Here is a 26,217-nt window from a genome sequence, read left to right as displayed (position 1 = left end):
AGCAGAAGACCCAGGTTTGCCTGCGCTTTGTGCCGGAAGGGCAGGGCACTCGCCTCTATTTCCTGCAGACCGGTTGGGCCAATGATCCGGATTGGGATCAGGGATATGCCTATTTTCGGGAAGAGTGGCTGGAGACCAGCCTGCCACGGTTGCAGTACCGTTTTACCCACGGTCCTATCGATTGGAACAATCCGCCTGACAAGGCACAGTTGAAGACGCTGGCCCAGTAACGCCAGATTTCAGACATAAAAAAAACCGGCCAAAAGGCCGGTTGAAACAGTTCAGGCTTGTCAGGTGACAAACGTATCCAGCGGATGAAAGTCGCTTTCCACTCCTTGTGAAGCACAACCCTCTTGGTTACGTGCAGCTACTTTATGCCATCCACACTGAATTGAGGCTGAACCATAAGTGATTCAGCCTAATTTGTCTTTTTAATCAGAGATTTATCCCCATCGATTGACGCAAGTAGGCGCCTGCGCCAAGCAGACCCGGCCCCTCATGAGTGATCAGGAACACCGGGATCTCCTTGAGATAGGACTTGAAGCGTCCCTTGTCTTCAAAGGCGACCCGGAAACCGGAACCGGTAAAGAACTCCTGAAAGCGCGGCACTATGCCACCTGCAATATAAACGCCGCCGAAGGTACCCATATTCAGCGCCAGATTGCCGGCAAAGCGGCCCATCAGCACGCAGAACAGGCTCAAGGTGCGACGGCAATCGAGGCACTCCCCGGCCAGCGCGCGTTCGGTAATATCTTTGGGCGCGAACGGCTCAGGCTCACGGCCATCGGATTTCACCAGACCACGATAGAGATTGACCAGACCCGGGCCGGAGAGGAAACGTTCGGCCGAGACATGGCCCAATTCGCCCCGCATCACCTGCAGCACCGCATCTTCCTCTTCGGTATTGGCGGCAAAATCCACATGACCACCTTCACCCGGCAGGCTCAACCACTGCTCGCCCGCCTTGACCAGATGTGCGACCCCAAGGCCGGTGCCTGCACCATAGATGGCGATGGGTTTGCCAGCCACCGGCGCCGCGCCGCCCAGCTGGATGCGATCCGATTCGACCAACACCGGTACTGCCATCGAGACCGCTGTAAAGTCGTTGATCACCTGCAGGCGATCCAGCCCGAGATTGCTCTGCATCTCGCTGATGGAGAACTCCCAACTGTGGTTGGTCATGGCGACCCAGTCACCGTTGATGGGGCAGGCGATGGCGATGCAGGCTTCAGCCACCTGTGCCTTGTGTTCGTCCAGATAGAGGCGTACCACGGCTTCAAGGCTGGGATGAGCCAGACCTGAGTAGGTCTTTGCCTGAGAGATAGTACCGGTGGCCAGCTCACACAGGGCCAGACGCGCATTGGTGCCGCCGACATCGCCGACCAGCGCATGGGTATGCTGCATAACAACTCCTTCGTTACAGGATGGGGACGACTGTGGTGTCCCGACATTATTGTTGGATTATGACGGCCCATTCTATCCGAGCTGGGCCCCGCTCACCCGCCGGATCGATACAAACGTGCGCCTGCTCACAGTGTTGTTGCTTTGCAACATTTGTAAGCGTTTTCACGACTAGGTGACGTTTTGTAACGAAAAGTACGAAATAATTAGAGATGAGTCATACTTTGTATGGCAGGCGTTAGTTGCGATAACCGCTTGTCTTGTATAGTCCTTAGCTTGATTGGAAACCTGCTTAGCCGTAGATTGAGTGCAAAGACACTGAAGCTAAATTACAAAAACGCCTGGTGGTAATGATGAATACCCTTGATAAAATTACGAACAACTTGGAAAGTTTCAGTAAATCAGAGCGCAAGGTTGCCGAGGTGATCCTGGCGTCTCCCCAGACTGCCATCCACTCCAGCATCGCTGCCTTGGCCAAGATGGCCGATGTCAGTGAGCCGACTGTCAACCGCTTTTGCCGCCGTCTCGATACCAAGGGCTTTCCCGATTTCAAACTCCATCTGGCCCAAAGCCTGGCTAATGGCACGCCTTACGTAAATCGCCATGTGGAGGCGGAAGATGGGCCGGATACCTATACCGCCAAGATCTTCGAATCCACCATGGCCTGCCTGGATGCTGCCAAAAACAGCCTGGATATCTCTGCCATCAACCGCTGCGTCGATATCCTGACCCAGTCCAAGAAGATCAGCTTCTTTGGCCTTGGCGCCTCCTCCGCCGTTGCGCGCGATGCCCAGAATAAATTCTTTCGCTTCAACATTCCGGTAGTGAGCTTTGACGATATCGTCATGATGCGTATGAGCTGCATCAATAGCAGCGAAGGGGATGTGGTGGTGCTGATTTCCCATACCGGCCGCACCAAGGCGCTGGTCGAAATCGCCTCTCTGGCCCGCGAGAACGACGCCACTGTGATCGGCATGACTGCCAAGGATTCCCCGCTGGCCCGCGAGTGCAATCTGGTGCTCTCCATGGATGTGCCGGAAGATACCGATGTCTATATGCCGATGGCATCACGCATCGCCCAGCTGGCGCTGGTGGATGTGCTGGCGACCGGTTTTACCCTGCGCCGGGGGATGAAATTTCGCGAAAACCTGAAGAAAGTGAAAGAGGGATTGCGCGAATCCCGCTTTGAAACCCCGCACTCTTCCTGAACCGTTGGGGGCTCTGGCCCCCGACTGTCTATGCCCCCCGCCTTGGTGTAGTATTGTAATTTAATAACAAAAACCACCCAGATGGTTTGCAAACGGGTGCATCGAGCCATGGGCTTGATGGGGCAGAATCTCAAGTCATATCAACTTCATATTGGAGTCTTTCATGCCTAGACGTACAAAGATTGTAACCACACTCGGTCCTGCCACCGACCGCGAAGGGATCCTCGAAGGGATCATCCGCGCCGGAGCTGACATGGTGCGGATGAACTTCTCTCACGGCACTGCTGAAGACCATATCCTGCGCGCCAATCAGGTGCGTGACATTGCTGCCAAGCTTGGCCGTCACGTTGCCATCATGGGTGACTTGCAAGGCCCGAAAATCCGCGTTTCCACCTTCAAGGATGGCAAGGTCTATCTGGCCATTGGCGACAAGTTTGTGCTGGATGCTGCGCTCGGCAAAGGTGAAGGTTGTCAGGAGCAGGTCGGCATCGACTACAAGAGCTTGCCCGATGATGTGATTGCCGGCGATATCCTGCTGCTGGACGATGGTCGTGTGCAGCTGAAAGTCGAGCGTGTGGAAGGGACCCGTATTCATACCACAGTCACTGTGGCTGGTCCGCTCTCCAACAACAAGGGCATCAACAAGAAAGGGGGCGGCCTCTCCGCTCCGGCCCTGACCGAGAAAGACAAGGAAGATATCAAGACTGCCGCTTTGATGAACGTGGACTATCTGGCCGTCTCCTTCCCCCGCTGCGGCGATGATCTGCGCTACGCCCGCGAACTGGCCCGCGAAGCCGGTTCCAATGCCAAGATCGTGGCCAAGGTTGAGCGTGCCGAAACCGTCGCCACCGATGAGGCGATGGAAGATATCATCCTCGGTTCCGATGCTGTCATGGTCGCCCGTGGCGATCTGGGTGTCGAGATTGGTGACCCCGAGCTGGTTGGCGTACAGAAGAAGCTGATCCGCCACTCCCGCCGTCTGAATCGTGTTGTGATCACCGCGACCCAGATGATGGAGTCGATGATCAACGCGCCGCTGCCGACCCGTGCCGAGGTCATGGACGTGGCCAACGCCGTGCTGGATGGTACCGATGCGGTGATGCTCTCCGCCGAAACCGCCGCCGGTCAGTTCCCCATCGAAACCGTCACCTCCATGGCGAGCGTCTGTGTCGGTGCCGAGAAGCACCCGAGCCTGAACGTCTCCAACCACCGCATGAGCTACACCTTCACTTCGGTGGAAGAGGCGGTTGCCATGTCCACCATGTATGCGGCCAACCACCTGGAAGGGGTCAAGGCGATCGTGGCGCTGACCGAATCCGGTACCACCCCGCTGCTGATGTCCCGTATCAGCTCAGGTCTGCCGATCTTCGCCATGTCTCCCCACAACAAGACCCTGGCCTGGACCAACCTCTACCGTGGCGTTACCCCGGTGATGTTTGACGGTGACGAGACCAAACCGGTCTACGAAGTGTGCCGCGACGCGCTGGACGTGCTCAAGGCCAAAGGTCTGGTACAGAGCGGCGACATGGTGCTGCTGACGCACGGTGACAAGATGGAAACCGTGGGCAGTACCAACACCTGCAAGGTGATGATGGTCGAATAAGCGCTTTAGTCTGCGCTGTCATCAAAGCTGTTCGCCACGGGCGAGCAGCTTTTTTTATGGCTGTCGCATGGGATCCATCGCCAAGCGTGAGGTGAGCGTGGACTCAATGATTGCCTCAATCGCCCGTCGTCCCGATAATGCGGGATGACCTGCGCACGACATGCACGACAAACCTGTCTATGTTGGCCATGACCCGAAATCCGGGTGAGATGGTGCGTAAACGGGTAACACGGAATGGGAGCAAGAAGATGAACAATCGCAACTGGTTGCTGGCCCTGTCACTGAGTCTGGCCTTCTCACCCTGTTATGCCGACTGGGCCAAGCTCAAGGCCGCGGCGTCCGATCTGGGGACGGCGGTGAGCGAGACCAGCAAGGAGGTGTGGCAGGATGTCAGCGATTTCTCCAAGAAGAGCTGGGCCTCCATCTCGGCCTGGGGTGAGGATGCCTTCAACACAGCCGGGGTCTGGACTGACAAGAGCATTGCGACCGGCAAGGAGTGGCTGAAGGCGGCCGACAAGGAGCTCAACGCCATGTTGAACCCCAAGACGGCAAAAGAGGCGAGGATCGCGCTCAATACCATGGCAGACACCGCCCTGGTGCGGTTGTTCAACGAGCAGCCATCAGCCAAGTTGTTGTTTGACAAGGCCTATGGTTATGCGGTGTTCGATTCGCGCAAGTTTTCGCTGATGCTCCACACCAATCAGGGGGCAGGCGTTGCGATCAATCGAAAAAATGGCAAGCACACCTATATGAAGATGTTTGGCGCGGGTCTTGCTGCCGGTATCGGGGGCAAGTTCTATCAGCAGGTGATCCTGTTTGAAGACAAGGCCAGATTCGATGCCTTCGTGACCCAGGGGTGGGAGGCCACCTCCGAAGTGGGCGTGGTGGCAGGCAAGGAGAGCGCCGAGTTGACCGCCAAATATAACGGTGGCATGGCCATCTACCAGATTGGCGAGAAGGGTCTGCTGCTTGATGCCAATATCTCCGGCTCCAAATACTGGATCGACAAGGATCTGACCCAATAAAGGCGAAGATCCCGCTCCTGCCGGTTGAACATCGAGGGTGATTAACCGGCAGATACTATCGTTTTTGCTGCGTTCTACCATACCCACAATCCCGCTATATCCCTTCTCCGGACAGCCATCAGATTGATTGGCACTCTAATTGCTTGTTGCATGCCAGCGTCAATGATTTGTCTGGGGATGGAAAATGGAAATAAGTGCAAGCAGCCTGATGCAAGAGATGCAGGCGCTCAAAATCGAAGCAGGCGCAACGCCGCTGGCACAGCCCGGTCGTCCGGTGACATCCGACTTTGGTCAGTTGCTGCAGCAGGCGCTGGGCAACGTCAACGAGTTGCAAGGCGCCGCCAATGATCTGCGCACCCGTTTCGATATGGGCGACAAGTCGGTGGATCTGGCCGAGGTGATGATCGCAGGCCAGAAATCTTCCATCGCTTTCGAAGCCACGGTACAGGTGCGCAACAAGATGGTCGATGCCTACAAGACCATCATGAACATGCCGGTATAAGCGACGCCTATAAACCATGACGACTGAACATCATGAACATGTCAGCAATAAGGACATAAATCGTGGCTACTGACCAAAACGGCGATCTGCTGATAAACGATGAGGGCACCGCCGCCCTCGATGAGAATGAGCAGAAGAGTTCGGCGCTGGGCTTCTTGTCCAATACCGATGTGCTGCGGCAAATCACCCTGATCCTGGGGCTTGCCATCTGTCTGGCCATCGCCGTGTTTATCCTGCTGTGGGGCAAGGAGCCGGACATGCGTCCCCTCGGTACCTACACCACTCAGGAGTTGGTCAAGACCCTCGATTTCCTCGATCAGCAGAAGATCCCCTATGAGGTGGATGGCAAAAACGTACTGGTCAGTGCCGAGAACTATCCCAGCATCAAGCTGGCATTGACACGTGCCGGGCTTGCCAGTGCCACGGAAACCAGCAGTGATGGGGAAGATATTCTGCTGAAAGACTCCAGCTTTGGTGTCAGCCAGCGGATGGAGGGCGAGCGCCTCAAGCTGAGTCGTGAGCGACAGTTGGCCAGTGCCATCGAGCAGTTCCAGAATGTGGCCAAGGCCCAGGTGCTGCTGGCTATCCCCAAAGACAACGTCTTCGCCCGAAATGAACGCAAACCCAGTGCGACCGTGGTGGTCAACCTGAAAGGGGCTGCGCTGGGGCAGGGCGAGGTGGACTCCATCGTTGATATGGTCGCCTCTGCCGTTCATGGCCTGGAACCCACCCGTATTACCGTGACCGACCAGAACGGTCGCCTGCTCAACTCCGGCTCGCAAGATCCCGTCTCTGCCCAGACTCGTAAAGAGTTTGCCATGCAGCAGAAGCAGGAGCTGGAGTACAAACAAAAAATTGACGCCATCCTGATCCCTGTTCTGGGGGCTGACAACTATACGGCGGAAGTGGATCTCTCCCTCGACTTCTCCCAGCAGGAACAGACCCGCAAAACCTATAACCCGGATCTGCCAGCGGTGCGTTCCGAGATGACTGTTGAAGAGAATAGTGCCAATGGTAGTAGCGGCGGTGTGCCCGGGGCGCTCTCCAACCAGCCGCCTGCTGCGTCCAGTATTCCCCAGCAGGCAACCGGTCCCAATGCTGATGCAACAGCCTCCTCTTCCGGCCGTTCCCGTAAAGAGGCGACTCGCAACTTTGAGCTGGATACCACCGTTAGCCACACTCGTCGCCAGATGGGCGGCATTCGCCGCATGACGGTCTCGGTTGCGGTCGATTACAAAGCGGCTACGGCTGCTGATGGCAAGGTCACCCGCGAGGCACGCAGTCAGGCAGAGCTCGATACCCTGCGCCGTTTGTTGAGCGGTGGTCTTGGTTTTGATGTGACCCGGGGTGATACCCTTGAGGTAGTTGCCATTCCGTTCAATCGCCCCGAGCTGGAAACTGTCGCCGATCTGCCAATCTATGATCAGCCCTGGTTCTGGCGTGCGGTACGGATTGCTGCCTCGGTGCTGGTGATTATCGTCTTGATCGTGACGGTGGTTCGTCCCATGCTCAAGCGGCTGCTCTATCCGGATGCCAAGCCGGAAGGGGAGCTGGACTTCGACAACCACACCGTACTCGGTGGCGACGACGAACTCAGTCTGCTGGCGGCACAGGCGGAAGCGGAACCGGTATTCGGTCTGCGCGATGGTCAGCTGAAACTGCCTGATCTGCACCGTGACGAAGACTTGCTCAAGGCGGTACGTGCGCTGGTGGCGAACGAGCCGGATCTGGCCGCTCAGGTCATTAAAGAATGGGTAACGAACAAAGATGCCTGAAGAAAAGAAGACTCAAGTCACCGGCAATGACATCACCGACAGTCAGCGCCAGATCCTGGATCAGATGTCCGGGATGGAGATGGCCGCGGTGCTGATGCTCAGCCTCAATGAAGAGGATGCCGCCCAGATTTTCCGCCACCTCGAGCCCAAGCAGGTGCAGCGGCTCGGTATGTCGATGGCTTCCATGTCCGACTTCAGTCACGATCGGGTGGCGGCGGTGCACCGTCAATTCATCGACGATATCCAGAAGTACACCAACATCGGTATCGGCAGCGAAGACTTCGTGCGCAAGGCGTTGGTGGCGGCCCTTGGCGAGGACAAGGCGAGCAACCTGGTGGACCAGATCATTCTCGGTTCCGGCGCCCGCGGCCTCGACTCCCTCAAGTGGATGGATGCCCGTCAGGTGGCCAGCATCATCCAGAACGAACACCCGCAGATCCAGACCATCGTGCTCTCCTATCTGGAGCCGGAGCAGTCCGCCGAGATCCTGAGCCAGTTCCCGGAGCAGGTGCGCCTCGATCTGGTGATGCGTATCGCCAACCTCGAAGAGGTGCAACCGGCGGCGCTGCAAGAGTTGAACGACATCATGGAGAAACAGTTCGCCGGTGCGGCCGGTGCCCAGGCCGCCAAGATGGGCGGCCTGAAGGCAGCCGCCAACATCATGAACTACCTGGATACCAACATCGAAGGTCAGCTGATGGACTCCATCCGCGAGTCGGACGAAGAGATGAGCCAGCAAATTCAGGATTTGATGTTCGTGTTCGAAAACCTCATCGATGTGGACGACCGCGGCATCCAGACCATGCTGCGGGAAGTGCCGGGGGATCTGCTGCAGCGCGCTCTCAAGGGCTCCGACGATCAGATGCGCGAGAAGATCTTCAAGAACATGTCCAAACGGGCGGCCGAAATGCTGGCAGACGATCTGGAGGCCATGGGGCCAATCCGGGTCTCCGAAGTGGAAGCGGCCCAGAAAGAGATCCTCTCCATCGCCCGCCGTCTGGCGGATGCTGGCGAGATCATGCTGGGTGCCGGTGGCGGCGAGGAGTTCCTCTAAGCCATGGCCCATAAACAGAACCGCGATGCCAAACCCGCATCAGGCAGTGGTGAGGAGCAGCGCAAAGCATGAACAACAAACTGCGTGGTTATGTGCGCCCCGAGGGTGATGATGCCCGGGTAGAGACCTGGGGTTGGCCCGAGATGGAGGTCGAGGTGGAGGCGGGGGCGCCGACCAATGCCCTCGGGTTTGCTCCCGACTGGTATCAGCAGGAAGAGGAGGTGGTGGCGCCGGAGCCCGAACAGGAGCCGACCCCCAGCATCACCGCCGAAGAGCTTGAAGCGATCCGTCAGGCTGCCTGGGAAGAGGGGATGGCCGAGGGACGCGAGTCCGGCTATGCCAAGGGGATGGAAGAGGGCAAGCTGGAAGGGCTGCAGCAGGGCCACTCTGCCGGTCTCGAACAGGGGCGCGAGGAGGGGCTGGCCATGGGCCGCGAGCTGGTGGAGCAGGAGATCGCCCACTGGCAGGGGCTCGCCGCCCGCCTTGCCAATCCGCTTAACGAGCTGGATCAGGCAGTGGAGCAGCAGCTGGTTTCGCTGGTGATGCAACTGGCCCGCGCGCTCATTCGTCATGAAGCGGAGACCTCTCCCCGCATCCTGCTGGAGGCGCTTAAAGAGGGATTGGCCTTGCTGCCCGCCGCCGAGCAGGGGGTGACCCTGATGCTGCATCCCGATGACATCACGCGAGTCGAGCAGGCATTTGGCGCCGAAGAGTGTGCCAAGCGCCACTGGCGATTGCAGAGCGATCCCACTCTCTCCCCCGGCGATCTGCAACTGGCCACCGAGCTCTCCAGCATCGATCTGACCCTCTCTGGTCGCATCGAACAACTGCTGCGCAACTTCTTGCGGGACAATGCGTCGCAGAACCCGGCTTCACAGGACTCACGCCCATAACTGATGCCGGACACTGCTGTCCGGCTGCACTTTTTAGCTCTCAGGAGGCCAGATGAGCGGCTCGCTACTGAACCGGTTGCAAGGGTACAAGGTACGCGACAGCGCGCCCAAACCGCCGGTTGCTGGCAAATTGACCCGGGTGGTGGGGTTGACCCTCGAAGCCATCGGCTGCCGCGCCGCCATCGGTGCGCTCTGCCGTATCGATACCCAGGATGGCATGCTGGAGGCTGAAGTGGTGGGCTTCTCAGGCGATCGCCTGTTTCTGATGCCGAGCGAACAGCTCAAGGGGGTGATCCCCGGTGCCCGTGTGGTGCCCATCACCGAAGAGCACGGCATTCCGGTTGGCATGAACCTGCTTGGCCGGGTCATCGACGGCATCGGTCAGCCGCTTGATGGCCTCGGCCCCATTCTCTCTTCCCAGACCGTGCAGTTTGCCCAGAACCGCATCAACCCGCTCTCACGCCGCCCGATCCATCAGCCGATGGATGTGGGGGTGCGCGCCATCAATGCGGTGCTGACCGTGGGGCAGGGCCAGCGGATGGGGCTGTTTGCCGGTTCCGGTGTCGGTAAATCGGTGCTGCTCGGCATGATGACCCGCGGCTCGGTAGCCGACGTGGTCGTGGTGGGCCTCATCGGTGAACGGGGCCGGGAAGTGAAAGAGTTTATCGAAGACATTCTGGGGGAGGAGGGGCGTGCCCGCTCCGTGGTGGTGGCAGCCCCCGCCGATGCCTCGCCGCTGATGCGTCTCAAGGGGTGTGAAACGGCGCTGGCCATCGCCGAGTATTTTCGCGATCAGGGGCTAAACGTACTGCTCTTGATGGATTCACTGACCCGTTATGCCCAGGCCCAGCGTGAAATCGCGCTGGCGGTGGGCGAGCCACCGGCGACCAAGGGCTATCCGCCCTCGGTATTTGCCAAATTACCGGCGCTGGTGGAGCGGGCGGGCAACGGCAGTGACGGCCAAGGTTCCATCACTGCCTTCTTCACCGTACTGACCGAGGGGGACGATCTGCAGGATCCTATCGCCGATGCAGCGCGGGCGATCCTCGATGGCCACATTGTGCTGTCGCGCGAGCTGGCCGATGCGGGCCACTATCCGGCCATCGACATCGAGAAGTCCATCAGCCGGGTCATGCCCATGGTGACTTCGCCGGAACATATGGATTTGGCGCGTACCCTCAAGCAGTTCTACTCCCTCTATCAGCAGAACCGGGATCTCATCACTATCGGCGCCTACAGTCAGGGTTCCGATCCCCGCATCGACCGCGCCATCATTCAAAAACCCTATCTGGATCAGTTCTTGCAGCAGGGGATGCGCGAGGTCATTCACTACGATGATGGCCTGCAAGCCTTGCAGATGGTGGCGATGCCATTGATGCGCTGATGACGGTCGGTAACAGAGAGGTCGACGATGAGTAAAGGGTTGGTATTGTTGGCCGAACGGTTGGTGGAGGCGGAGCAGCAGTGTGCGCTGGCGCTGGTGAAGGCACAGCAAGATCTCAAGCTGTTCATGGATCAGCAAAATGCCCTCAACCAGTACCGCCAAATCTATCACCAGCAGTGGACCGATCGCGGCTTGCAGGGGATCTCGCCCCAGCAAAACAGCCAGTATCACGCCTTTATCAACAAGCTCGAACAGGCTGCGACCCAGCAGTATGAAGGGGTATTGCAGGTGCGTCAGGCGCTGGAGCAACGTCGTGAGGAGTGGCTGGCGGCCCAACAGCGGCGCAAGGCGGTGGAGCTGTTGCTGGAGAAGCAGGCGAGCCGCGAGCAGCAGAAGGCCCAGCGTCAGGAGCAAAAAATGCAGGATGAGTACGCCATGTTGCGGCGCTTTCATCAATCTGGCCTGTAACTTGCTTTGATCTGGACATTGTCGGCGGCCATCTCTTTGGGGGCCACCAGAATTCAGGGATCCCATCATGATGCAGACACTGTTGACACAAACGCCTTCAGCCCCGGCTAACGGTTTGGATAAAGCGCCCCTGAGCGGATCCTCCGAGAACAAGGGTATCGATAGTGGTACTGGTGCCGACAACAAAGGCGACTTTGCCTCGCTCATAGCCAAGGTGCAGGGTGGTGACAAAAAAGGGCAGAGCAGTGACAAGGGGGCCGCTGACGCCACGAATAACGGTCAGAGTGCCCGCCCTGCCGGGACAGCCAAATCTTTGGCGAATGAGAATAACAGCGACGCCATCAAGGAGAAGGAACCAGACTCCGCTCAGAAGTCCGATGATGAGTTGCCGGTCAATGACTTTCTGCTTCACCTGCAAGACTCCCTGAAACTCGACACCTCACTGGTAACAACACAGGCAGCGGCGGCTTTGCAACAGAGTGCCGCCTCTGGCGCTCAGGTTGACGGCAATCTATTGCCGCAACAAGAGGGTGAGCAGGAAGACGCTCAGCCCGGTGACAGCGAAATCTCTCCTTCTGCGGGCAAGCTTGCCCAGCCACTGGCCGGAAAAGTGGCGACCGAATCATCATCTTCACTCATGGGTATGGGGACCGCTCAGGGCAAACCGGATACGCAGCTATCCGAACAGCTATCGACGGGAGAGGTCAGCGAGGCATCCGATGCGATCACCTCTGCAAAGGGAAGTGCACAGCAGCCGGATGAAGCCTCTGCCAAGGGCGAAAAGCTCCCCCTCAAAGAGGATGCACACGCCGCTGTTGCCAGCGGGAAAGGGGAAAAACAACTCTCCGTGGCTGAGCGACTGGCGCAATTGGCCAAGGTATTGCCTGTTGATGAGTCGGCAGGCGCCACCAAACCGGGTGAGTTGCTCACATCGAAAGAGGGGGGAGATGGCAAATCCGATACCTCCGCTACACCTAACCATGCCATGACCGGCAAGGGGCAAGCTGCTCAAGCTGCGAATCAGGGAGTGGCCATCAAGGCGTTCAGTGACGGGCTCAAGCAGCCTGACAACGGCGCGGCAACCGCTCCAGCCACAGCTGCAAATATGGCAGCTACTAATAGTGCAGGTAATGGTGATGGCAAGGGGGCCGACAAGAGTGCGGCTGAGGGTAGCCCGTCAGTGACCTCCACATCCACCAATCAGAATGCAGCTGTGAGTGCCCAGGGCGGGGCTGCCCAGAGTAGTGCTGCGCAAAGTGCTGTCACTCAAAGCGCCATGACCCAGAGCGATGGATCTGCGACACCGGTGATGGTGGCGCCGGAACAGGTGCTGGCACAAGCCGAGTCTCAGGGGCCGCAAGCCCCGCTATCTACCATCTCGGCAGGTATTCAGCAGATGGAGGTCTCCGGCAGTAGCGAGCTGCGCAAAGCGGTGCAGCTGGATGCGAAGCAGAAGGTGGGTGAACCGGACAAGAGCACCCTCGCGACGGCATCGGCCAGCGAGAGCAGCCAGAGTCAGACCGTGCAACATAGTCAGAACAGTCAGCCTCAGCCACAGTTGGCCGAAAACAGAGCACCTTCAGCCGCGGAGGGGGCTGTACGTCGTGAACCGCAGAATTTACCCCATCTGAAACTGGCCAGTCAGGAGGCGCCTGCCGAATTGCATCAGAAGGTCAACGTGATGCTGGCCGAAAAACTGCAACAGGCGGAAATTCAGCTCGACCCCCTCGGACTTGGCAAGATGAAGATCCAGATCCAGATTGGGGCCGACAGCCAGGCCAACGTCCATTTCGTGGTACAACATGGACAGACCCGCGAGATGCTGGAGCAGGCGATGCCCCGGCTGCGCGATATGCTGGCAGGGCAGGGGATCCAGCTTGGCCAGACTCAGGTGCAGCAGCAGTCGCAACAACAACAACAGCAGCAACAGCAGGGGCAGGCTGCCTCTAGTGGTCAGGGACAACAGGCGGCTGGTGGCAGCCAGTCGCACACTGGCAACGGGCAAGTGGAAGGGGAGTTCACCACTTCAACCTTGAGCTTGCTGGTGGAATCGACAAACGGTTCCGGAATTGATTTCTATGCTTGATGCAATCCCGAGTAAGTTTATGATATCGAACAAGTTTGAGACTAGGGTGGACAAGGGATGGCTGACGATAACGAATTGACGCTAAAAGACCCGGCCGCGGGCAAGAAAAAGAAGCTGATCATTATCATCGCCCTGGCGGTCATTTTGCTCGGTGGTGGCGGTGCTGGCGCTTTTCTGATGCTCTCCGGCTCGGATAAACCAGCCGCAGAAGCAGCAGAGGGTAAGGATGCCAAACCCAAGGTAGAGGCGCCCCAGCCTTCGCTCTATGTGGGCATGCCGCGCCCCTTTGTGTTTAACGTCGCAGGGGTACAACGGGATCGTCTGGTACAGATCAAGATCCAGTTGCAGGTACGTGGCGCCGCCGACGAGACGCTGGCCAAACAGAATATCCCTCTGATTGAAGGCACCTTGCTGCGCGTATTCAGTGCCGCCAGCGCCGAACAGCTGATGACCTTTGAAGGCAAGGAGAAGCTGCGCAAGGATTCACTGGAAGAGTGCCGCAGGGTACTGAAAGACCTGGTCTCTTCCCCCGTTATCGAACAAGTGCTGTTTACCGGCTTTGTAATGCAGTAGGTGAAGCGTGAGCGATCTGTTAAGTCAGGACGAAATTGATGCCCTCTTGCACGGTGTCGATGATGTCGAAGAGGAAGAGATTGGCTCGTCGGGGGATCCCGGCGTTGCCCAGTTTGACTTCTCCTCTCAGGACCGCATCGTCCGTGGTCGCATGCCGACGCTGGAGCTGGTGAACGAACGTTTTGCCCGCCATATGCGGATCAGCCTGTTCAACATGATGCGTCGTACTGCCGAGGTTTCGATCAATGGCGTGCAGATGCTCAAGTTTGGCGAGTATGTCCACACCCTGTTTGTGCCGACCAGTCTCAACATGGTGCGCTTTCGCCCGCTCAAGGGGACCGCGCTCATCACCATGGAGGCCCGACTGGTCTTCATCCTGGTGGAGAACTTCTTCGGTGGCGATGGTCGTTACCACGCCAAGATTGAAGGGCGCGAGTTCACCCCGACCGAGCGTCGCATCATCCAGATGTTGCTCAAGCTGGTGTTTGAGGATTACAAGGATGCCTGGGCGCCGGTGATGGACGTGGGCTTCGAGTACCTCGACTCAGAAGTGAACCCGGCGATGGCCAACATCGTCAGCCCGACCGAGGTGATCGTGGTGAGCTCGTTCCATATCGAGCTCGATGGCGGTGGCGGTGACTTCCATGTGGCGATGCCCTACTCCATGCTGGAACCGATCCGCGAGCTGCTGGATGCCGGTGTGCAGAGCGACAAGGGTGATACCGACGTGCGCTGGAGCAAGGCGCTGCGTGACGAGATCATGGACGTCAAGGTGGAGCTGCGGGCCAAATTGCTGGAGACCGAGCTGACCTTGCGCGAACTGATGGAGCTGCGTCCCGGCGATATCATCCCGGTCGAGATGCCGGAAAATCTGCTGGTCTATGTGGAAGATCTGCCTACCTTCCATGCCAAGATGGGGCGTACCAAGGATAATGTGGCGCTCAAGATCACCGACAAACTCAAGCGCCCGGAAGGGGTCAAGACAGAGATGCATCTGGTGACCCGGGGCGGTGTACGAATTGATGGCGAGGCCGAGCTGGAAGAGCTCGAGCGCAGTATCGAAGATCAACAGCGATAATCGACGGTTTATTGCGGTAAACGGTCACGAAGTAGCATAAGGAAACAAGATGAGCGGAACTGAGGAAGAGGATTTGATGGCTGATGCCTGGGCTGCAGCACTGGAAGAGCAGGTGACTGCTGAAGCCAAGCCAGCCCCCCTTGAGGAGCTGACCGATGATGCCCCCATCAGTGCCGAGGAGCGTCGCAAGCTCGATACCATTCTCGATATTCCGGTCACCATCGCCATGGAAGTGGGTCGCAGCCAGATCAGCATTCGCAACCTGTTGCAGTTGAACCAGGGCTCTGTGGTGGAGCTGGATCGGGTGGCTGGCGAGCCGCTGGATGTGCTGGTCAACGGCACCCTGATCGCCCACGGCGAGGTGGTGGTGGTGAACGACAAGTTTGGTATTCGTCTGACCGACGTCATCAGCCAGATTGAAAGGATCAAGAAACTCAAATGATGCGCCTCTTGCTGTTACTGCTGTTGCCTCTCCCTGCCCTTGCGGAGGCTCAGGGGGGCGTTAACTCCCCCAATTTGAGCTCTTGGTTGCTCTCCAGTCTGATGGTGATTGGCCTCATTCTGGTGCTGGGGTTCTTGCTCAAGAAGAGCAAGATTGCCACCGCCATGGGGGGCGGTCAGATGAAGGTGATCGCCAGCTTGCCGGTGGGTTACAAGGAGAAGCTGCTGGTGGTCAAGGTAGGCGAACAGCAACTGCTGGTCGGGGTGACGCCGCAGCAGGTTAACTTTCTCTACCGGCTGGAGGAGCCGCTGGACGAGAACCAGCCTCAGCCATTTTCTCAGCAGCTTGGCAAATTGATGGGCAAGCATGAAAAAACCTAACGGTTTATGGTCATACCTCGGGCTGCTGGTCGGCCTGTTGTCACCCTTGCTTCTGCTGTCACAGCCCGCAATGGCGCAGGACGGCATGTCGGCGGTGACCATCAAGACCATGGCAGATGGCTCTCAGGAGTACAGCCTGACCCTGCAAGTGCTGGCGCTGATGACAGCGCTCTCCTTCTTGCCTGCCATGGTGATCATGATGACCTCGTTTACCCGCATCATCATCGTGCTGGGTATCTTGCGTCAGGCGATTGGTTTGCAGCAGAGCCCCTCCAACCAGGTGCTGATCGGCATTGCCCTGTTTATGTCGTTTTTCATCATGTCGCCGGTGCTGGACCGCATCAATGATGAGGCGCTGCAACCCTATCTGGCCGAGACCATTCAGGCCAAGGAGGCGCTGGAGAAGGCCGAATTGCCCATCCACCAGTTCATGCTGGCTCAGACCCGGATCAAGGATCTCAATACCTTTATGGAGATCGCCAACGTGCAGGTAGAGAAGCCTGCCGATGTGCCGTTGCGGGTGCTGATCCCGGCGTTTGTCACCAGCGAGCTGAAAACTGCCTTCCAGATCGGCTTTATGCTGTTCTTGCCGTTCCTGGTTATCGATCTGGTGGTGGCCAGTATCTTGATGGCGATGGGGATGATGATGCTCTCGCCGATGATTGTCTCGCTGCCCTTCAAGCTGATGCTGTTCGTGATGGTGGATGGCTGGAACCTCATTCTTGGGTCGCTGGCCAACAGTTTCGGACTGGGTGCCGGTTAGCCGGTCGAGCGCAAGGAGCCCGAACATGAGTCCTGAAACCTTTGTCGACGTCTTTCGCGAGGCGCTCTGGCTGGTCAATATCATGGTAAGTGCCGTTATCTTGCCCAGCTTGGCGATAGGTCTGGTTGTCGCCATCTTTCAGGCCGCCACTTCCATCAACGAACAGACCCTGAGCTTTCTGCCTCGCCTCATTGTGACGCTGTTTGCGCTGGGTGCGGGTGCTCACTGGGGAATGCAGAGTCTGATGGACTTCTTCATACTGATGGTCAATCAAATCCCCGAGGTGGTGGGATGACCTACACAACCGCTCTGATCATGGAGTGGTTGTCTTCCATCCTCTGGCCGCTGGCGCGGGTCAGCAGCCTGCTGATGGTAATGGCGGTGTTTGGCAGCCGTCTGGCACCAGCCCGTATCCGGATGGGGTTGGCGCTTGCCATCACCTTTCTGATCTCGCCGTTGTTGCCGAAAATGCCTCCCATCGAACTCTTCTCTGTTGGCAGTTTTCTGGTGTTGGCCCAGCAGCTGCTGATCGGTATTGCCCTCGGCCTGATGACTCAGTTTCTGATGGAGAGCTTCGTGATGGCCGGTCAGGTCATCGCCATGCAGACCAGTCTGGGTTTTGCCACCCTGGTGGACCCGATGAATGGTCAGTCGGCACCCGTGGTGGGGCAGTTTTATCTGATGCTGGCGACCTTGGTGTTTCTGGCGCTGGATGGTCATTTGGTGATGCTGCGGCTGGTGATCCTCAGTTTTGAGACTTTGCCAGTATCGGATGCCGGGCTCACTTTACCAGCCATACGCACCCTGATCGGTTTTCTCGGGGTGATGTATCAGGCTTCGCTGGTGATGTCGCTCTCAGCCATCGTCGCCTTGCTGCTAATCAACTTTGCCTTTGGCGTCATGACCCGGGCGGCGCCGCAGCTCAACATTTTTAGTATCGGTTTTGCGGTCAGCATGATGTCGGGTCTGCTCATCCTCTGGCTCACCATCGGCGGTTTCCTTGGCCACTTTGATATGATGTGGGAGCGGGTGCAGGAGGTCAGCTGCGAACTGATCAACACCCAGTGCTTCGGGGGGGCTCATGGCTGATACCGACCAGGAACGTACCGAACAACCCACGGGCAAACGACTGCAACAGGCCCGTGAAAAAGGGCAGATTGCACGTTCAAAAGAGTTGGGGACCGCCAGCGTTCTGCTCTCGGCGGTCTTTGGTCTGTTGATGCTAAAGGGCTCGCTGGCGACCGCCATGGTCAAGGTTGTCACCATGGGCTTTACTCTGGACAGGGAGCAGGCTTTCGATCCCAATGCCATGATCGCCATGGTGCCGGCGCTGCTGGCTGAGCTGATCCTTCCGTTGGGGCTGCTGTTCGCACTGGTGGCGATTGCCGCTTTTATTGGCAATACCCTGATGGGGGGGATGAACTTTTCCACCGAGGCCATGATGCCCAAGATGAGCAAGTTAAGTCCGCTCAGCGGCATCAAGCGAATGTTCGGGGTGCAGTCGCTGATTGAGCTGGTCAAATCCATCGCCAAGGTGGTGTTCATCACCCTGTTTGCCTGGTGGATGTTATCCAGCCAGTTCAATCATCTGCTCAACCTCTCCATGGAGGGATTTCCCGGAGGCATTATCGATGCGCTGGAACTGTTTCTCTGGATGCTGATCATCCTCTGCTGCGCCCTGCTTCCCATCGTTGCCATCGACGTGCCGTTCCAGCAGTGGAACCACATGCGTCAGCTCAAGATGACCAAGCAGGAGGTCAAGGACGAGTTCAAGGACAGCGAAGGCAAGCCCGAGGTAAAGGGCAAGATCCGCCAGTTGCAGATGCAGATGGCGATGCGCCGGATGATGGGGGATGTGCCCAAGGCCGACGTGGTGATCACCAACCCGACCCACTACTCGGTAGCGCTTCAGTATGATGCGGGCAAACCCGGTGCCGCGCCCAAGGTCGTGGCTAAGGGCACCGATGAAATTGCAATGAAGATCAGGGAGATAGCCAGAGAGTACGAGATCCCCATCATGCCATCACCGGCTTTGACTCGGGCTATTTACCACTCAACCGAGCTGGGCCACGAGATCCCGGAAGGGCTGTTTGCGGCGGTTGCCCAGGTGCTCGCCTATGTCTTCCAACTCAAAAAATTCCGCCGTGGTCAGGGGCGTCGTCCCCAGCCGCTGGCTAAAGATCTGCCCATTCCGACCGAATATCGCAAATGACAAAGTTCTGACGTAGTCAAAATAAATCCATTGTATTTCAATGTGTTGTATTATTGGCTTGATGTTTGCTTGAATCTGGCACCAGCACGTTGAAATTGAGAAGAGCGATGGAATTCAAGGCAGCATTGGGCCAGTTTAAAAATTACCGGGGATTGTTGAGCAAAGGTCTTGGCACCCCGTTGCTGGTATTGGCTGCGCTCGGCATGGTGGTGTTGCCTATCCCGCCGCTGATGCTGGACGTGCTCTTCTCCTTCAACATTGCCCTCTCCATAGTGGTGCTGCTGGTATCCGTCTATACCCGCCGCCCCCTGGAATTTGCAGCCTTCCCGACCGTACTGCTGCTCGCTACCTTGCTGCGGTTGGCGTTGAACGTTGCCTCGACCCGGGTGGTGTTGCTGGAAGGCCATAATGGTAGTGCGGCAGCCGGTCATGTGATCGAGGCGTTCGGTAACGTGGTGATCGGCGGCAACTATGCGGTCGGCATCATCGTTTTTACCATCCTGATGATCATCAACTTTGTGGTTATCACCAAGGGGGCCGGGCGGATCGCGGAAGTGAGCGCCCGTTTTACCCTAGATGCGATGCCGGGCAAGCAGATGGCCATCGATGCCGATTTGAACGCTGGCCTCATCAATCAGGAAGAGGCGAAGAAGCGTCGCCAGGATGTGACCCAAGAAGCTGACTTCTACGGCTCCATGGACGGTGCCTCCAAATTCGTGAAAGGGGATGCCATTGCAGGCATCATGATCCTCTTTATCAACATCATCGGCGGCTTCATCATCGGGATGATGCAGCATCAGCTGACCTTCAGCGAATCGGCCGAGATCTATACCCTGCTGGCCATCGGTGACGGTCTGGTGGCGCAGATCCCCTCCCTGCTGCTCTCCATTGCCGCCGCCATCATAGTGACCCGTCAGAATACCGATCAGGACATGGGGACCGCAGTACTGGGTCAGCTGTTTGACAATCCCAAGGCGCTGATCATCTCTGCTGGCATCCTGCTGATGATGGGGTTGGTGCCGGGGATGCCGCACTTCGCCTTCCTGAGTCTGGGGGCTCTCGCCGCCGCTGGCGCCTGGTGGTTGTTGCGCCGTGAAAAACTGGCAGCGGCCAAGGCAGCCAAGGGCGAGTTGATGCCTGCTACTTCCGATCAGCCTCACGAGCAGAAAGAGTTGAGCTGGGACGATGTGATGCCAGTGGACATCATCGGTCTTGAAGTAGGTTATCAGCTGATCCCGCTGGTGGATCGCAATCAGGGTGGCGAACTGCTTAACCGGATCAAGGGAGTGCGCAAGAAACTCTCGCAAGAGCTGGGCTTTCTGGTGCCCGCCGTGCATATTCGAGACAACCTTGATTTGGCGCCAAACCAGTACCGCATCACCTTGATGGGGGTCAGTACCGGCGAGGCCAATGTCTACCATGATAAGGAGATGGCCATCAACCCGGGTCAGGTGTTTGGCCAGCTGCAGGGCATTGCTACCCGTGATCCGGCCTTTGGGCTGGAGGCAGTTTGGGTTGCCAAGGACCAAGTGTCACAAGCACAGACTTTGGGATATACGGTGGTGGATACGGCGACCGTGGTTGCTACCCATCTGAGCCAGATCCTCACCAATCATGCGTCACTGCTGTTGGGTCATGACGAAGTGCAACAACTGCTCGACATGATAGGCAAACATCAGAGCAAGTTGGTCGAAGGTCTGGTGCCGGAAGTGATCAGCATGGGTAACCTTGTGAAGGTATTGCAGAATTTGCTCAATGAAGGCGTGCCAATTCGTGATATGCGCACTATTCTGCAGACCCTGGTGGAATATGCCCCACGTAGCCCTGATCCGGAGGTGCTCACAGCGGCTTGCCGGATTGCCCTGCGTCGCCTGATTGTGCAGGAGATTGCTGGGCCTGATCCCGAGCTGCCGGTGATTACCTTGGCGCCGGAATTGGAACGTATATTGCATCAATCCTTGCAGGCTGGTGGCGGTGATGGTGCCGGTATTGAACCGGGTCTGGCAGAGCGGATGCAGCGATCACTGGTGGAAGCCACGCAACGACAAGAGTTGGAAGGTCAACCGGCGGTGCTTCTGACATCGGGGATCTTGCGCAATACCCTGGCGAAATTTGTCAAGAATGCCATTCCTGGATTGCGCGTTCTGTCTTATCAGGAAGTGCCCGACGACAAGCAAATTCGCATCGTCAGTGCGGTGGGGCAGAACTAGTTAGCGGAGACGACGGGTGAAGATTAAGCGGTTTTTTGCCAAGGATATGCGCACGGCTCTGGCCGAGGTCAAGGAGACGCTCGGGCCAGATGCCGTCATCATGTCCAACAAGAAGGTCACCGGAGGGGTAGAGATAGTCGCCGCAGTCGATTATCAATCCCAGGTTCCGGGGCCCAAAGATGCGCCGGTTCGCCGTCAGCTAAACGATGAAAGCGTCAATATTTCGTCTGCTGCACGGCAGATGATCCGTCCCGAGCCGACACCGGCGAAGGAGCAGAACGAACATTATGCCGATACCCTGGCCGCCTTGCTGGCGCGCCAGCAGAAGCTCAAGCCGGGCAATGGGGCGCCAATGGGCAATACCCAATCGGCCGGGCTGGCCGCTGCCAATGCAGCGCCCAGAACATTGGCCGAGCAGGGGCAGTGGGGCGCCGCTCCGGAACCTGCCAAGCCCAAGGCCCGGGTTGCCTCCGGCCAGCGCGCCCCTCAACCTGCCCAGCGGGATCAGGAGATGGAGGGGATGCGCAAGGAGATGGCCAGCATCCGCAAATTGCTGGAACACCAGATCTCCGGTCTGATGTGGCAAGAGGTTGAGCGCCGTGAGCCGATGCGCGCACTGCTGATCAAAGAGCTCAAGAAGATGGGCTTCGATGATGCCTTTGCCGATCAACTGGCGGGCCTTATTCCCGAAGATATGTCCATTCACCAGGCGATGGCGCAGTTGGCTGAGGTGCTGACGGGTCAGCTCAAGATCAGCGAAGACGAAATCTTGCGTCAGGGGGGGGCGGTTGCCCTGCTTGGTCCGACCGGAGTGGGTAAAACCACCACCATTGCCAAGCTGGCTGCCCGTTTCGCCATGAAGTATGGCGCCGAGCAGGTGGCACTGATCACCACAGACAACTACCGGATCGGTGCCCACGAGCAGTTGCAGACTTATGGCCGCATTATGGGGTGTCCAGTCAGACAGGTGAGGGATGCCGAAGAGCTGGCCAATGCGCTCTATCAGTTCCGTCATCGCCGGTTGGTGCTTATCGATACCGCCGGGGTTGGCCAACGGGATATCCGGTTGACCGAGCAGCTCGATACGCTGGTCAAGAATGCCAAGGTGCGGATCCGCAGCTATCTGGTGATGTCTGCGACCTCCCAACGTCGTGTTATGCAGGAGGCGGTGGACCATTTCCGGCGCATTCCCTTAAGCGGCTGCATACTTACCAAATTGGATGAAAGTCTGAATCTGGGCGAAGTAATTAATGTGTGTATCCAGAATGCCTTGCCAATCAGTTACATCACTGATGGGCAACGAGTTCCGGAAGATATTCAAGTTGCCAATGCGGCGCAGCTCGTCGGAGCTGCAATGGGCTCTCTGGAGCGAGAAACAGAAGAGCCCTATTTCTGGGGCGCAGGCTTTGGCGAGGCCGAAGATTCGGAGTTTTATGAGTAACATGTATATGGATCAGGCGAGTGGTCTGCGCAAAATGCGTCAAAACAATCGAGTAAAAGTAATCGCCGTTTCCGGTGGCAAAGGTGGCGTGGGCAAGACCAACGTGACCCTGAACGTGGCTGGCGCCATGGCTGCACAAGGCAAGCGGGTGATGGTGCTGGATGCCGACTTGGGTCTGGCCAATGTGGACGTTATGCTGGGGCTGCGGGTGCATCGCAACCTCTCTCACGTATTGGCTGGCGAGTGCACCATCGACGACATCATCGTTGAGGGTCCCTATGGCATGATGATAGTGCCGGCAACCTCTGGCACCCAGTCCATGGTCGAGCTCTCCCCAGTGCAACATGCCGAGCTTATTCGCGCCTTCAGCGAGATGAAGACCCAAGTCGATATCCTGATGGTCGATACTGCTGCCGGTATCTCCGACATGGTGCTGAGTTTCACCCGTGCCGCTCAGGACATCATGGTGGTGGTGTGCGACGAGCCGACCTCTATCACCGATGCCTACGCCCTCATCAAGATCCTCTCCAAGGAACATGGCGTGTTCCGCTTTAAGGTAGTGGCCAATATGGTGCGCAGCCTACGGGAAGGCCAGGAGCTCTTTGCCAAGTTGACCCGGGTAACGGATCGTTTCCTCGACACCTCGCTGGAGCTGGTGGCCTGCGTGCCTTATGACACCAATTTGCGCGCTGCTGTGCGCAAGCAAAAATTGATTGTTGAGGCGTTTCCCAAGTCACCGGCAGCCCTGGCGTTCAGAGCCCTTGCCAACAAGGCGGCGAGCTGGCCGGTACCCAATCAACCGGGTGGTCACTTGGAGTTTTTCCTGGAAAATCTGTTGCAGAAACCGGCCACGACACAGGAAGGTTCCCGTGAATAAAGCCCAAGCGTACTTGCGTCATCAGGATTCCTATGTGCTGGTGGAGCGTCACGCTCCCCTGGTCAAGCGAATTGCCCAGCATTTGTTGGCTCGCCTGCCCAGCAGTGTCTTGCTGGATGACCTGATCCAGGCAGGTATGATTGGGCTGCTGGAAGCCTCCCGTAACTTTGACGGCAGCAAGGGGGCCAGCTTCGAGACCTACGCCGGGATCCGTATCAGGGGTGCCATGCTGGATGAAATCCGGCGCGGTGACTGGGTGCCTCGCTCCGTGCATCGCAATAGTCGAGCGATCGCAGAAGCGATCGAAAATGTCGAACAGGCTCACGGACGGGATGCTCGGGATACGGAAGTTGCTGCCCAGATGGGAGTTTCCATCGCCGACTACCACGTGATGTTGCAGGATGTTTCTTGTGGCAAGATCATCGGTATCGAGGATTTGGGGGTCAGCGAGGATGTTATCGGCAATCCCGATGATGCCCCTTCAGGCTCTGGTTTCGATGAATTGGCTGCAGAGCGATTTCAAGTTCAATTAGCCGAGCAGATTGGCAGACTACCCGAGAGAGAAGCTCTGGTTCTCTCTCTTTACTACGATGAAGAGCTGAATTTGCGTGAAATTGGCGAGGTTTTGAATGTGAGCGAGTCGCGTGTAAGCCAGATCCACAGTCAGGCAATGCACAGATTACGTGCTCGTTTGAGAGATTGGCATCTATAAGTATTTGTACTGTCTACACTGAGATGAAACTCTAAGGCATAATCCGCACGACACAACCCGTTTTAGCATCATGTAAGTGAGCCGCTCAGGTGGCTATTTAGGAGGGAATTTTGGACAAGAACATGAAAATCCTCATTGTTGACGATTTTTCAACGATGCGCCGGATTATCAAGAACTTGCTGCGCGACTTGGGATTTAACAATACCCATGAGGCGGATGACGGCAATACAGCGCTGCCGATGCTGAAAAACGGTGATTTTCAGTTTGTGGTAACCGACTGGAATATGCCTGGCATGCAAGGTATTGACCTGCTTAAAGCAATTCGGGTCGATGACAAGCTCAAGCATCTGCCAGTACTGATGGTAACAGCTGAAGCCAAGCGTGAGCAGATCATCGAAGCCGCTCAAGCTGGCGTCAACGGTTATATCGTCAAGCCCTTCACCGCAGCAACGCTCAAAGAAAAACTCGACAAAATCTTCGAACGAATCGGCTAAGGAGCGGCAGGGATGATGGCCAAAACGAGAGCAATGATTTCGCTCGACCAGGCAAGGATGCTTGTTGCCCATCTGGAGCAAGGTGAATTTGAGCTGGCCGATGAACTGCTTGCCGAAGTATGTGCCCCCAATGCAGCCGATCTGTTTGAAAAAGTAGGTCAGCTGACCAGACAACTACATGATTCACTTCAAGAATTTCGCCTAGACCCCCGTATTCCAGACTTGGCCACTCATGAAATTCCCGATGCACGGGAGCGCCTTAGCTACGTCATCGATATGACAGACAAGGCGGCCAATCGCACCATGGATGCGGTGGAAGCCAGTTTGCCGATTGCGGATCGCCTTAATGATAATATTCAGCTGGTGATGCCGAACTGGAATGCACTCATGTCCAGGGACATGAGTGTGGGACAGTTCAAATCGTTATGTCACCAACTCGATGATTTTATTAAGGCTTCTGAGTCAGATGCCGATAAATTACGGCAACTGCTGACAGAAATCCTGATGGCACAAGACTTTCAGGATTTGACAGGCCAGATGATCCGCAAGGTCATCAAGCTTGTTCAGGAAGTTGAAACAAAATTAATAGAAATGCTGACCATGTTTGGTGAGGCCTCTGCGGAGCATTCAACTCGCAGCCTTCCTGTCAACGGTATTGAAGCAGAAGGGCCTATCATGAACCCGGAGGCTCGGTCCGATGTGGTTAATGGTCAGGATGATGTGGACGATCTGCTGTCTAGCCTGGGATTCTAATGGAGTGACGCATGGCCTTCGAAGTTGATGAAGACATACTGCAAGACTTTCTGGTCGAAGCATCCGAAATATTGGAACAGTTGTCTGAACAACTGGTCGACTTGGAAAAGCGGCCCGATGACAAGAACCTGTTGAATGCCATCTTTCGCGGTTTCCATACCGTGAAGGGGGGGGCAGGTTTTCTGTCGCTCGGTGAACTGGTTGACGTATGCCACGGGGCGGAAAATGTGTTCGATATCTTGCGTAACGGCAAGCGAACCGTTACTGCTGAGCTGATGGATGTGATCCTGCAAGCGCTGGATGCCATCAATGTCATGTTCGCCCAGGTTCAAAATCGCGAAGCGCCAAGCCCTGCATCAGATGATTTGCTTCATGATCTCCATGAGTTGTGCAAGCCGGAAGGTGAAGAACAACTGCGCACCGCCACTAGTGCGACTGCTGCTGAGCCGGAGCCTGTTGCGCCGATAGTCGAGGCTGTTCCCGAGGTTGTTGAACCTGTTGCCGTCAGCAGCGACCCTGCTCCGGTCAATGGTGGTGGTTCCATTGACGAGATTTCTGCAGATGAATTTGAGCGTCTATTGGATGAGTTGCACGGTGTGGGTGGCGCGCCCACCAAGACTACTGCCGCCACCCCGATAGTGGGTGGCTCCGGTGACATCACCGATGATGAGTTTGAGGCCTTGCTGGATCAGCTTCATGGTCAGGGTCAGCACATGGGGGCGCCAGAGGTCAACCCCTTGAAGTCTGTGCAAAAAGAGGTGGACGAGCTTATCGATGATGATGAGTTTGAGCGCCTGCTTGATGAGTTGCATGGTCGTGGCCAAGGGCCGCAGAGTACTATGGCACCTGCCGCACCTGCCGCACCTGCCGCACCTGCCGCACC

At 57.1% G+C, this 26,217-nt stretch carries 25 protein-coding genes and 2 pseudogenes; 26 read left to right on the top strand and 1 reads right to left on the bottom strand.

Features of this window, described 5'->3' with window-relative positions:
* Window positions 1–230: pseudogene (locus tag LD28_RS0105075) on the top strand (SRPBCC family protein); the annotation flags it as partial.
* Window positions 231–435: 205 nt separating this feature from the next.
* On the opposite strand, the pseudogene glk reads toward LD28_RS0105075, so the two are convergent.
* Window positions 436–1,407: pseudogene (glk, locus tag LD28_RS0105070) on the bottom strand (glucokinase); the annotation flags it as partial.
* 347 nt (window positions 1,408–1,754) lie between these two features.
* Between glk and LD28_RS0105065 the strand changes: the two are divergent.
* The 25 genes from LD28_RS0105065 to LD28_RS0104945 all read left to right on the top strand — a co-directional run.
* Window positions 1,755–2,609: a MurR/RpiR family transcriptional regulator gene (locus tag LD28_RS0105065; RefSeq protein ID WP_167334781.1), complete on the top strand. Its 855-nt coding sequence runs from the start codon at window positions 1,755–1,757 to the stop codon at window positions 2,607–2,609.
* Between the two features lie 163 nt (window positions 2,610–2,772).
* Window positions 2,773–4,212, top strand: a complete 1,440-nt coding sequence (gene pyk / locus LD28_RS0105060; RefSeq protein WP_033135922.1) for a pyruvate kinase — start codon at window positions 2,773–2,775, stop codon at window positions 4,210–4,212.
* Between the two features lie 248 nt (window positions 4,213–4,460).
* Entirely contained in the window at window positions 4,461–5,237 is a 777-nt protein-coding gene (gene befA, locus LD28_RS0105055) for a beta cell expansion factor BefA (protein WP_033135921.1), read from the top strand.
* 184 nt (window positions 5,238–5,421) lie between these two features.
* The gene (gene fliE / locus LD28_RS0105050; protein WP_033135920.1) at window positions 5,422–5,739 is read left to right on the top strand and encodes a flagellar hook-basal body complex protein FliE; all 318 of its coding nucleotides are present in this window, start codon (window positions 5,422–5,424) and stop codon (window positions 5,737–5,739) included.
* A gap of 62 nt (window positions 5,740–5,801) precedes the next feature.
* Window positions 5,802–7,514: a flagellar basal-body MS-ring/collar protein FliF gene (fliF, locus tag LD28_RS0105045; RefSeq protein WP_033135919.1), complete on the top strand. Its 1,713-nt coding sequence runs from the start codon at window positions 5,802–5,804 to the stop codon at window positions 7,512–7,514.
* Window positions 7,507–8,568 carry a flagellar motor switch protein FliG gene (fliG, locus tag LD28_RS0105040; RefSeq protein ID WP_033135918.1) on the top strand — a complete coding sequence of 354 codons (1,062 nt, stop codon included), beginning with the start codon at window positions 7,507–7,509 and terminating at the stop codon, window positions 8,566–8,568. The genes fliF and fliG overlap by 8 nt, the downstream gene beginning before the upstream one ends.
* A 68-nt stretch (window positions 8,569–8,636) precedes the next feature.
* Window positions 8,637–9,461 (top strand): flagellar assembly protein FliH, encoded by an 825-nt coding sequence (gene fliH / locus LD28_RS0105035; RefSeq protein WP_033135917.1) that lies wholly within the window; start codon window positions 8,637–8,639, stop codon window positions 9,459–9,461.
* A 52-nt stretch (window positions 9,462–9,513) separates the two neighbouring features.
* Window positions 9,514–10,845 (top strand): flagellar protein export ATPase FliI, encoded by a 1,332-nt coding sequence (fliI, locus tag LD28_RS0105030; RefSeq protein ID WP_033135916.1) that lies wholly within the window; start codon window positions 9,514–9,516, stop codon window positions 10,843–10,845.
* A gap of 27 nt (window positions 10,846–10,872) precedes the next feature.
* Window positions 10,873–11,313, top strand: coding sequence for a flagellar export protein FliJ (gene fliJ / locus LD28_RS0105025; protein ID WP_033135915.1), 441 nt, complete (start codon window positions 10,873–10,875; stop codon window positions 11,311–11,313).
* Window positions 11,314–11,380: 67 nt separating this feature from the next.
* On the top strand, window positions 11,381–13,399 hold the full coding sequence (locus LD28_RS0105020; RefSeq protein WP_033135914.1) for a flagellar hook-length control protein FliK: 2,019 nt from the start codon (window positions 11,381–11,383) through the stop codon (window positions 13,397–13,399).
* Between the two features lie 57 nt (window positions 13,400–13,456).
* Window positions 13,457–13,972: a flagellar basal body-associated protein FliL gene (gene fliL, locus LD28_RS0105015; RefSeq protein WP_033135913.1), complete on the top strand. Its 516-nt coding sequence runs from the start codon at window positions 13,457–13,459 to the stop codon at window positions 13,970–13,972.
* Between the two features lie 7 nt (window positions 13,973–13,979).
* The gene (gene fliM, locus LD28_RS0105010; protein WP_033135912.1) at window positions 13,980–15,050 is read left to right on the top strand and encodes a flagellar motor switch protein FliM; all 1,071 of its coding nucleotides are present in this window, start codon (window positions 13,980–13,982) and stop codon (window positions 15,048–15,050) included.
* A 49-nt stretch (window positions 15,051–15,099) separates the two neighbouring features.
* A complete protein-coding gene (gene fliN / locus LD28_RS0105005; RefSeq protein ID WP_033135911.1) occupies window positions 15,100–15,492 on the top strand; it encodes a flagellar motor switch protein FliN in 393 nt (130 codons plus the stop codon).
* Entirely contained in the window at window positions 15,489–15,872 is a 384-nt protein-coding gene (gene fliO / locus LD28_RS0105000) for a flagellar biosynthetic protein FliO (protein WP_033135910.1), read from the top strand. Before fliN ends, fliO begins: the two co-directional genes overlap by 4 nt.
* Window positions 15,859–16,635 carry a flagellar type III secretion system pore protein FliP gene (gene fliP, locus LD28_RS0104995; protein WP_033135909.1) on the top strand — a complete coding sequence of 259 codons (777 nt, stop codon included), beginning with the start codon at window positions 15,859–15,861 and terminating at the stop codon, window positions 16,633–16,635. The genes fliO and fliP overlap by 14 nt, the downstream gene beginning before the upstream one ends.
* 25 nt (window positions 16,636–16,660) lie before the next feature.
* A complete protein-coding gene (gene fliQ / locus LD28_RS0104990) occupies window positions 16,661–16,930 on the top strand; it encodes a flagellar biosynthesis protein FliQ (protein WP_033135908.1) in 270 nt (89 codons plus the stop codon).
* Window positions 16,927–17,724: a flagellar biosynthetic protein FliR gene (gene fliR, locus LD28_RS0104985; RefSeq protein WP_033135907.1), complete on the top strand. Its 798-nt coding sequence runs from the start codon at window positions 16,927–16,929 to the stop codon at window positions 17,722–17,724. The genes fliQ and fliR overlap by 4 nt, the downstream gene beginning before the upstream one ends.
* Window positions 17,717–18,847: a flagellar biosynthesis protein FlhB gene (flhB, locus tag LD28_RS0104980; RefSeq protein WP_033135906.1), complete on the top strand. Its 1,131-nt coding sequence runs from the start codon at window positions 17,717–17,719 to the stop codon at window positions 18,845–18,847. The genes fliR and flhB overlap by 8 nt, the downstream gene beginning before the upstream one ends.
* 107 nt (window positions 18,848–18,954) lie before the next feature.
* Window positions 18,955–21,057: a flagellar biosynthesis protein FlhA gene (gene flhA / locus LD28_RS0104975; protein ID WP_033135905.1), complete on the top strand. Its 2,103-nt coding sequence runs from the start codon at window positions 18,955–18,957 to the stop codon at window positions 21,055–21,057.
* Window positions 21,058–21,073: 16 nt separating this feature from the next.
* Window positions 21,074–22,498, top strand: a complete 1,425-nt coding sequence (gene flhF, locus LD28_RS0104970; RefSeq protein ID WP_033135904.1) for a flagellar biosynthesis GTPase FlhF — start codon at window positions 21,074–21,076, stop codon at window positions 22,496–22,498.
* 1 nt (window position 22,499) lies between these two features.
* A complete protein-coding gene (locus tag LD28_RS0104965; RefSeq protein WP_033135903.1) occupies window positions 22,500–23,375 on the top strand; it encodes a MinD/ParA family protein in 876 nt (291 codons plus the stop codon).
* Entirely contained in the window at window positions 23,368–24,087 is a 720-nt protein-coding gene (locus LD28_RS0104960) for an RNA polymerase sigma factor FliA (protein WP_033135902.1), read from the top strand. The genes LD28_RS0104965 and LD28_RS0104960 overlap by 8 nt, the downstream gene beginning before the upstream one ends.
* 122 nt (window positions 24,088–24,209) lie before the next feature.
* Window positions 24,210–24,581, top strand: coding sequence for a chemotaxis response regulator CheY (gene cheY, locus LD28_RS0104955; protein ID WP_005298814.1), 372 nt, complete (start codon window positions 24,210–24,212; stop codon window positions 24,579–24,581).
* A 12-nt stretch (window positions 24,582–24,593) separates the two neighbouring features.
* Window positions 24,594–25,334, top strand: coding sequence for a protein phosphatase CheZ (locus LD28_RS0104950; RefSeq protein ID WP_033135901.1), 741 nt, complete (start codon window positions 24,594–24,596; stop codon window positions 25,332–25,334).
* 11 nt (window positions 25,335–25,345) lie between these two features.
* Window positions 25,346–26,217: Hpt domain-containing protein (locus LD28_RS0104945; protein WP_033135926.1), on the top strand; the 872-nt coding region annotated here is incomplete at its 3' end.

The sequence above is a fragment of the Aeromonas finlandensis genome (genome assembly GCF_000764645.1).
Classification (GTDB): Bacteria; Pseudomonadota; Gammaproteobacteria; order Enterobacterales; family Aeromonadaceae; genus Aeromonas; species Aeromonas finlandensis.
This window is presented reverse-complemented; position numbering and strand designations above follow the sequence as displayed.

What these genes read in the sequence shown, in the direction of transcription:
- fliP (WP_033135909.1), top strand. Translation starts at nt 15,859, where the DNA reads ATGAAAAAACCTAACGGTTTATGGTCATACCTCGGGCTGCTGGTCGGC.
- fliE (WP_033135920.1), top strand. Translation starts at nt 5,422, where the DNA reads ATGGAAATAAGTGCAAGCAGCCTGATGCAAGAGATGCAGGCGCTCAAA.
- LD28_RS0105065 (WP_167334781.1), top strand. Translation starts at nt 1,755, where the DNA reads ATGAATACCCTTGATAAAATTACGAACAACTTGGAAAGTTTCAGTAAA.
- LD28_RS0104965 (WP_033135903.1), top strand. Translation starts at nt 22,500, where the DNA reads ATGTATATGGATCAGGCGAGTGGTCTGCGCAAAATGCGTCAAAACAAT.
- fliH (WP_033135917.1), top strand. Translation starts at nt 8,637, where the DNA reads ATGAACAACAAACTGCGTGGTTATGTGCGCCCCGAGGGTGATGATGCC.
- fliR (WP_033135907.1), top strand. Translation starts at nt 16,927, where the DNA reads ATGACCTACACAACCGCTCTGATCATGGAGTGGTTGTCTTCCATCCTC.
- fliO (WP_033135910.1), top strand. Translation starts at nt 15,489, where the DNA reads ATGATGCGCCTCTTGCTGTTACTGCTGTTGCCTCTCCCTGCCCTTGCG.
- flhB (WP_033135906.1), top strand. Translation starts at nt 17,717, where the DNA reads ATGGCTGATACCGACCAGGAACGTACCGAACAACCCACGGGCAAACGA.
- fliG (WP_033135918.1), top strand. Translation starts at nt 7,507, where the DNA reads ATGCCTGAAGAAAAGAAGACTCAAGTCACCGGCAATGACATCACCGAC.
- fliL (WP_033135913.1), top strand. Translation starts at nt 13,457, where the DNA reads ATGGCTGACGATAACGAATTGACGCTAAAAGACCCGGCCGCGGGCAAG.
- fliJ (WP_033135915.1), top strand. Translation starts at nt 10,873, where the DNA reads ATGAGTAAAGGGTTGGTATTGTTGGCCGAACGGTTGGTGGAGGCGGAG.
- flhA (WP_033135905.1), top strand. Translation starts at nt 18,955, where the DNA reads ATGGAATTCAAGGCAGCATTGGGCCAGTTTAAAAATTACCGGGGATTG.
- LD28_RS0104950 (WP_033135901.1), top strand. Translation starts at nt 24,594, where the DNA reads ATGATGGCCAAAACGAGAGCAATGATTTCGCTCGACCAGGCAAGGATG.
- pyk (WP_033135922.1), top strand. Translation starts at nt 2,773, where the DNA reads ATGCCTAGACGTACAAAGATTGTAACCACACTCGGTCCTGCCACCGAC.
- fliQ (WP_033135908.1), top strand. Translation starts at nt 16,661, where the DNA reads ATGAGTCCTGAAACCTTTGTCGACGTCTTTCGCGAGGCGCTCTGGCTG.
- befA (WP_033135921.1), top strand. Translation starts at nt 4,461, where the DNA reads ATGAACAATCGCAACTGGTTGCTGGCCCTGTCACTGAGTCTGGCCTTC.
- fliN (WP_033135911.1), top strand. Translation starts at nt 15,100, where the DNA reads ATGAGCGGAACTGAGGAAGAGGATTTGATGGCTGATGCCTGGGCTGCA.
- fliI (WP_033135916.1), top strand. Translation starts at nt 9,514, where the DNA reads ATGAGCGGCTCGCTACTGAACCGGTTGCAAGGGTACAAGGTACGCGAC.
- LD28_RS0105020 (WP_033135914.1), top strand. Translation starts at nt 11,381, where the DNA reads ATGATGCAGACACTGTTGACACAAACGCCTTCAGCCCCGGCTAACGGT.
- cheY (WP_005298814.1), top strand. Translation starts at nt 24,210, where the DNA reads ATGAAAATCCTCATTGTTGACGATTTTTCAACGATGCGCCGGATTATC.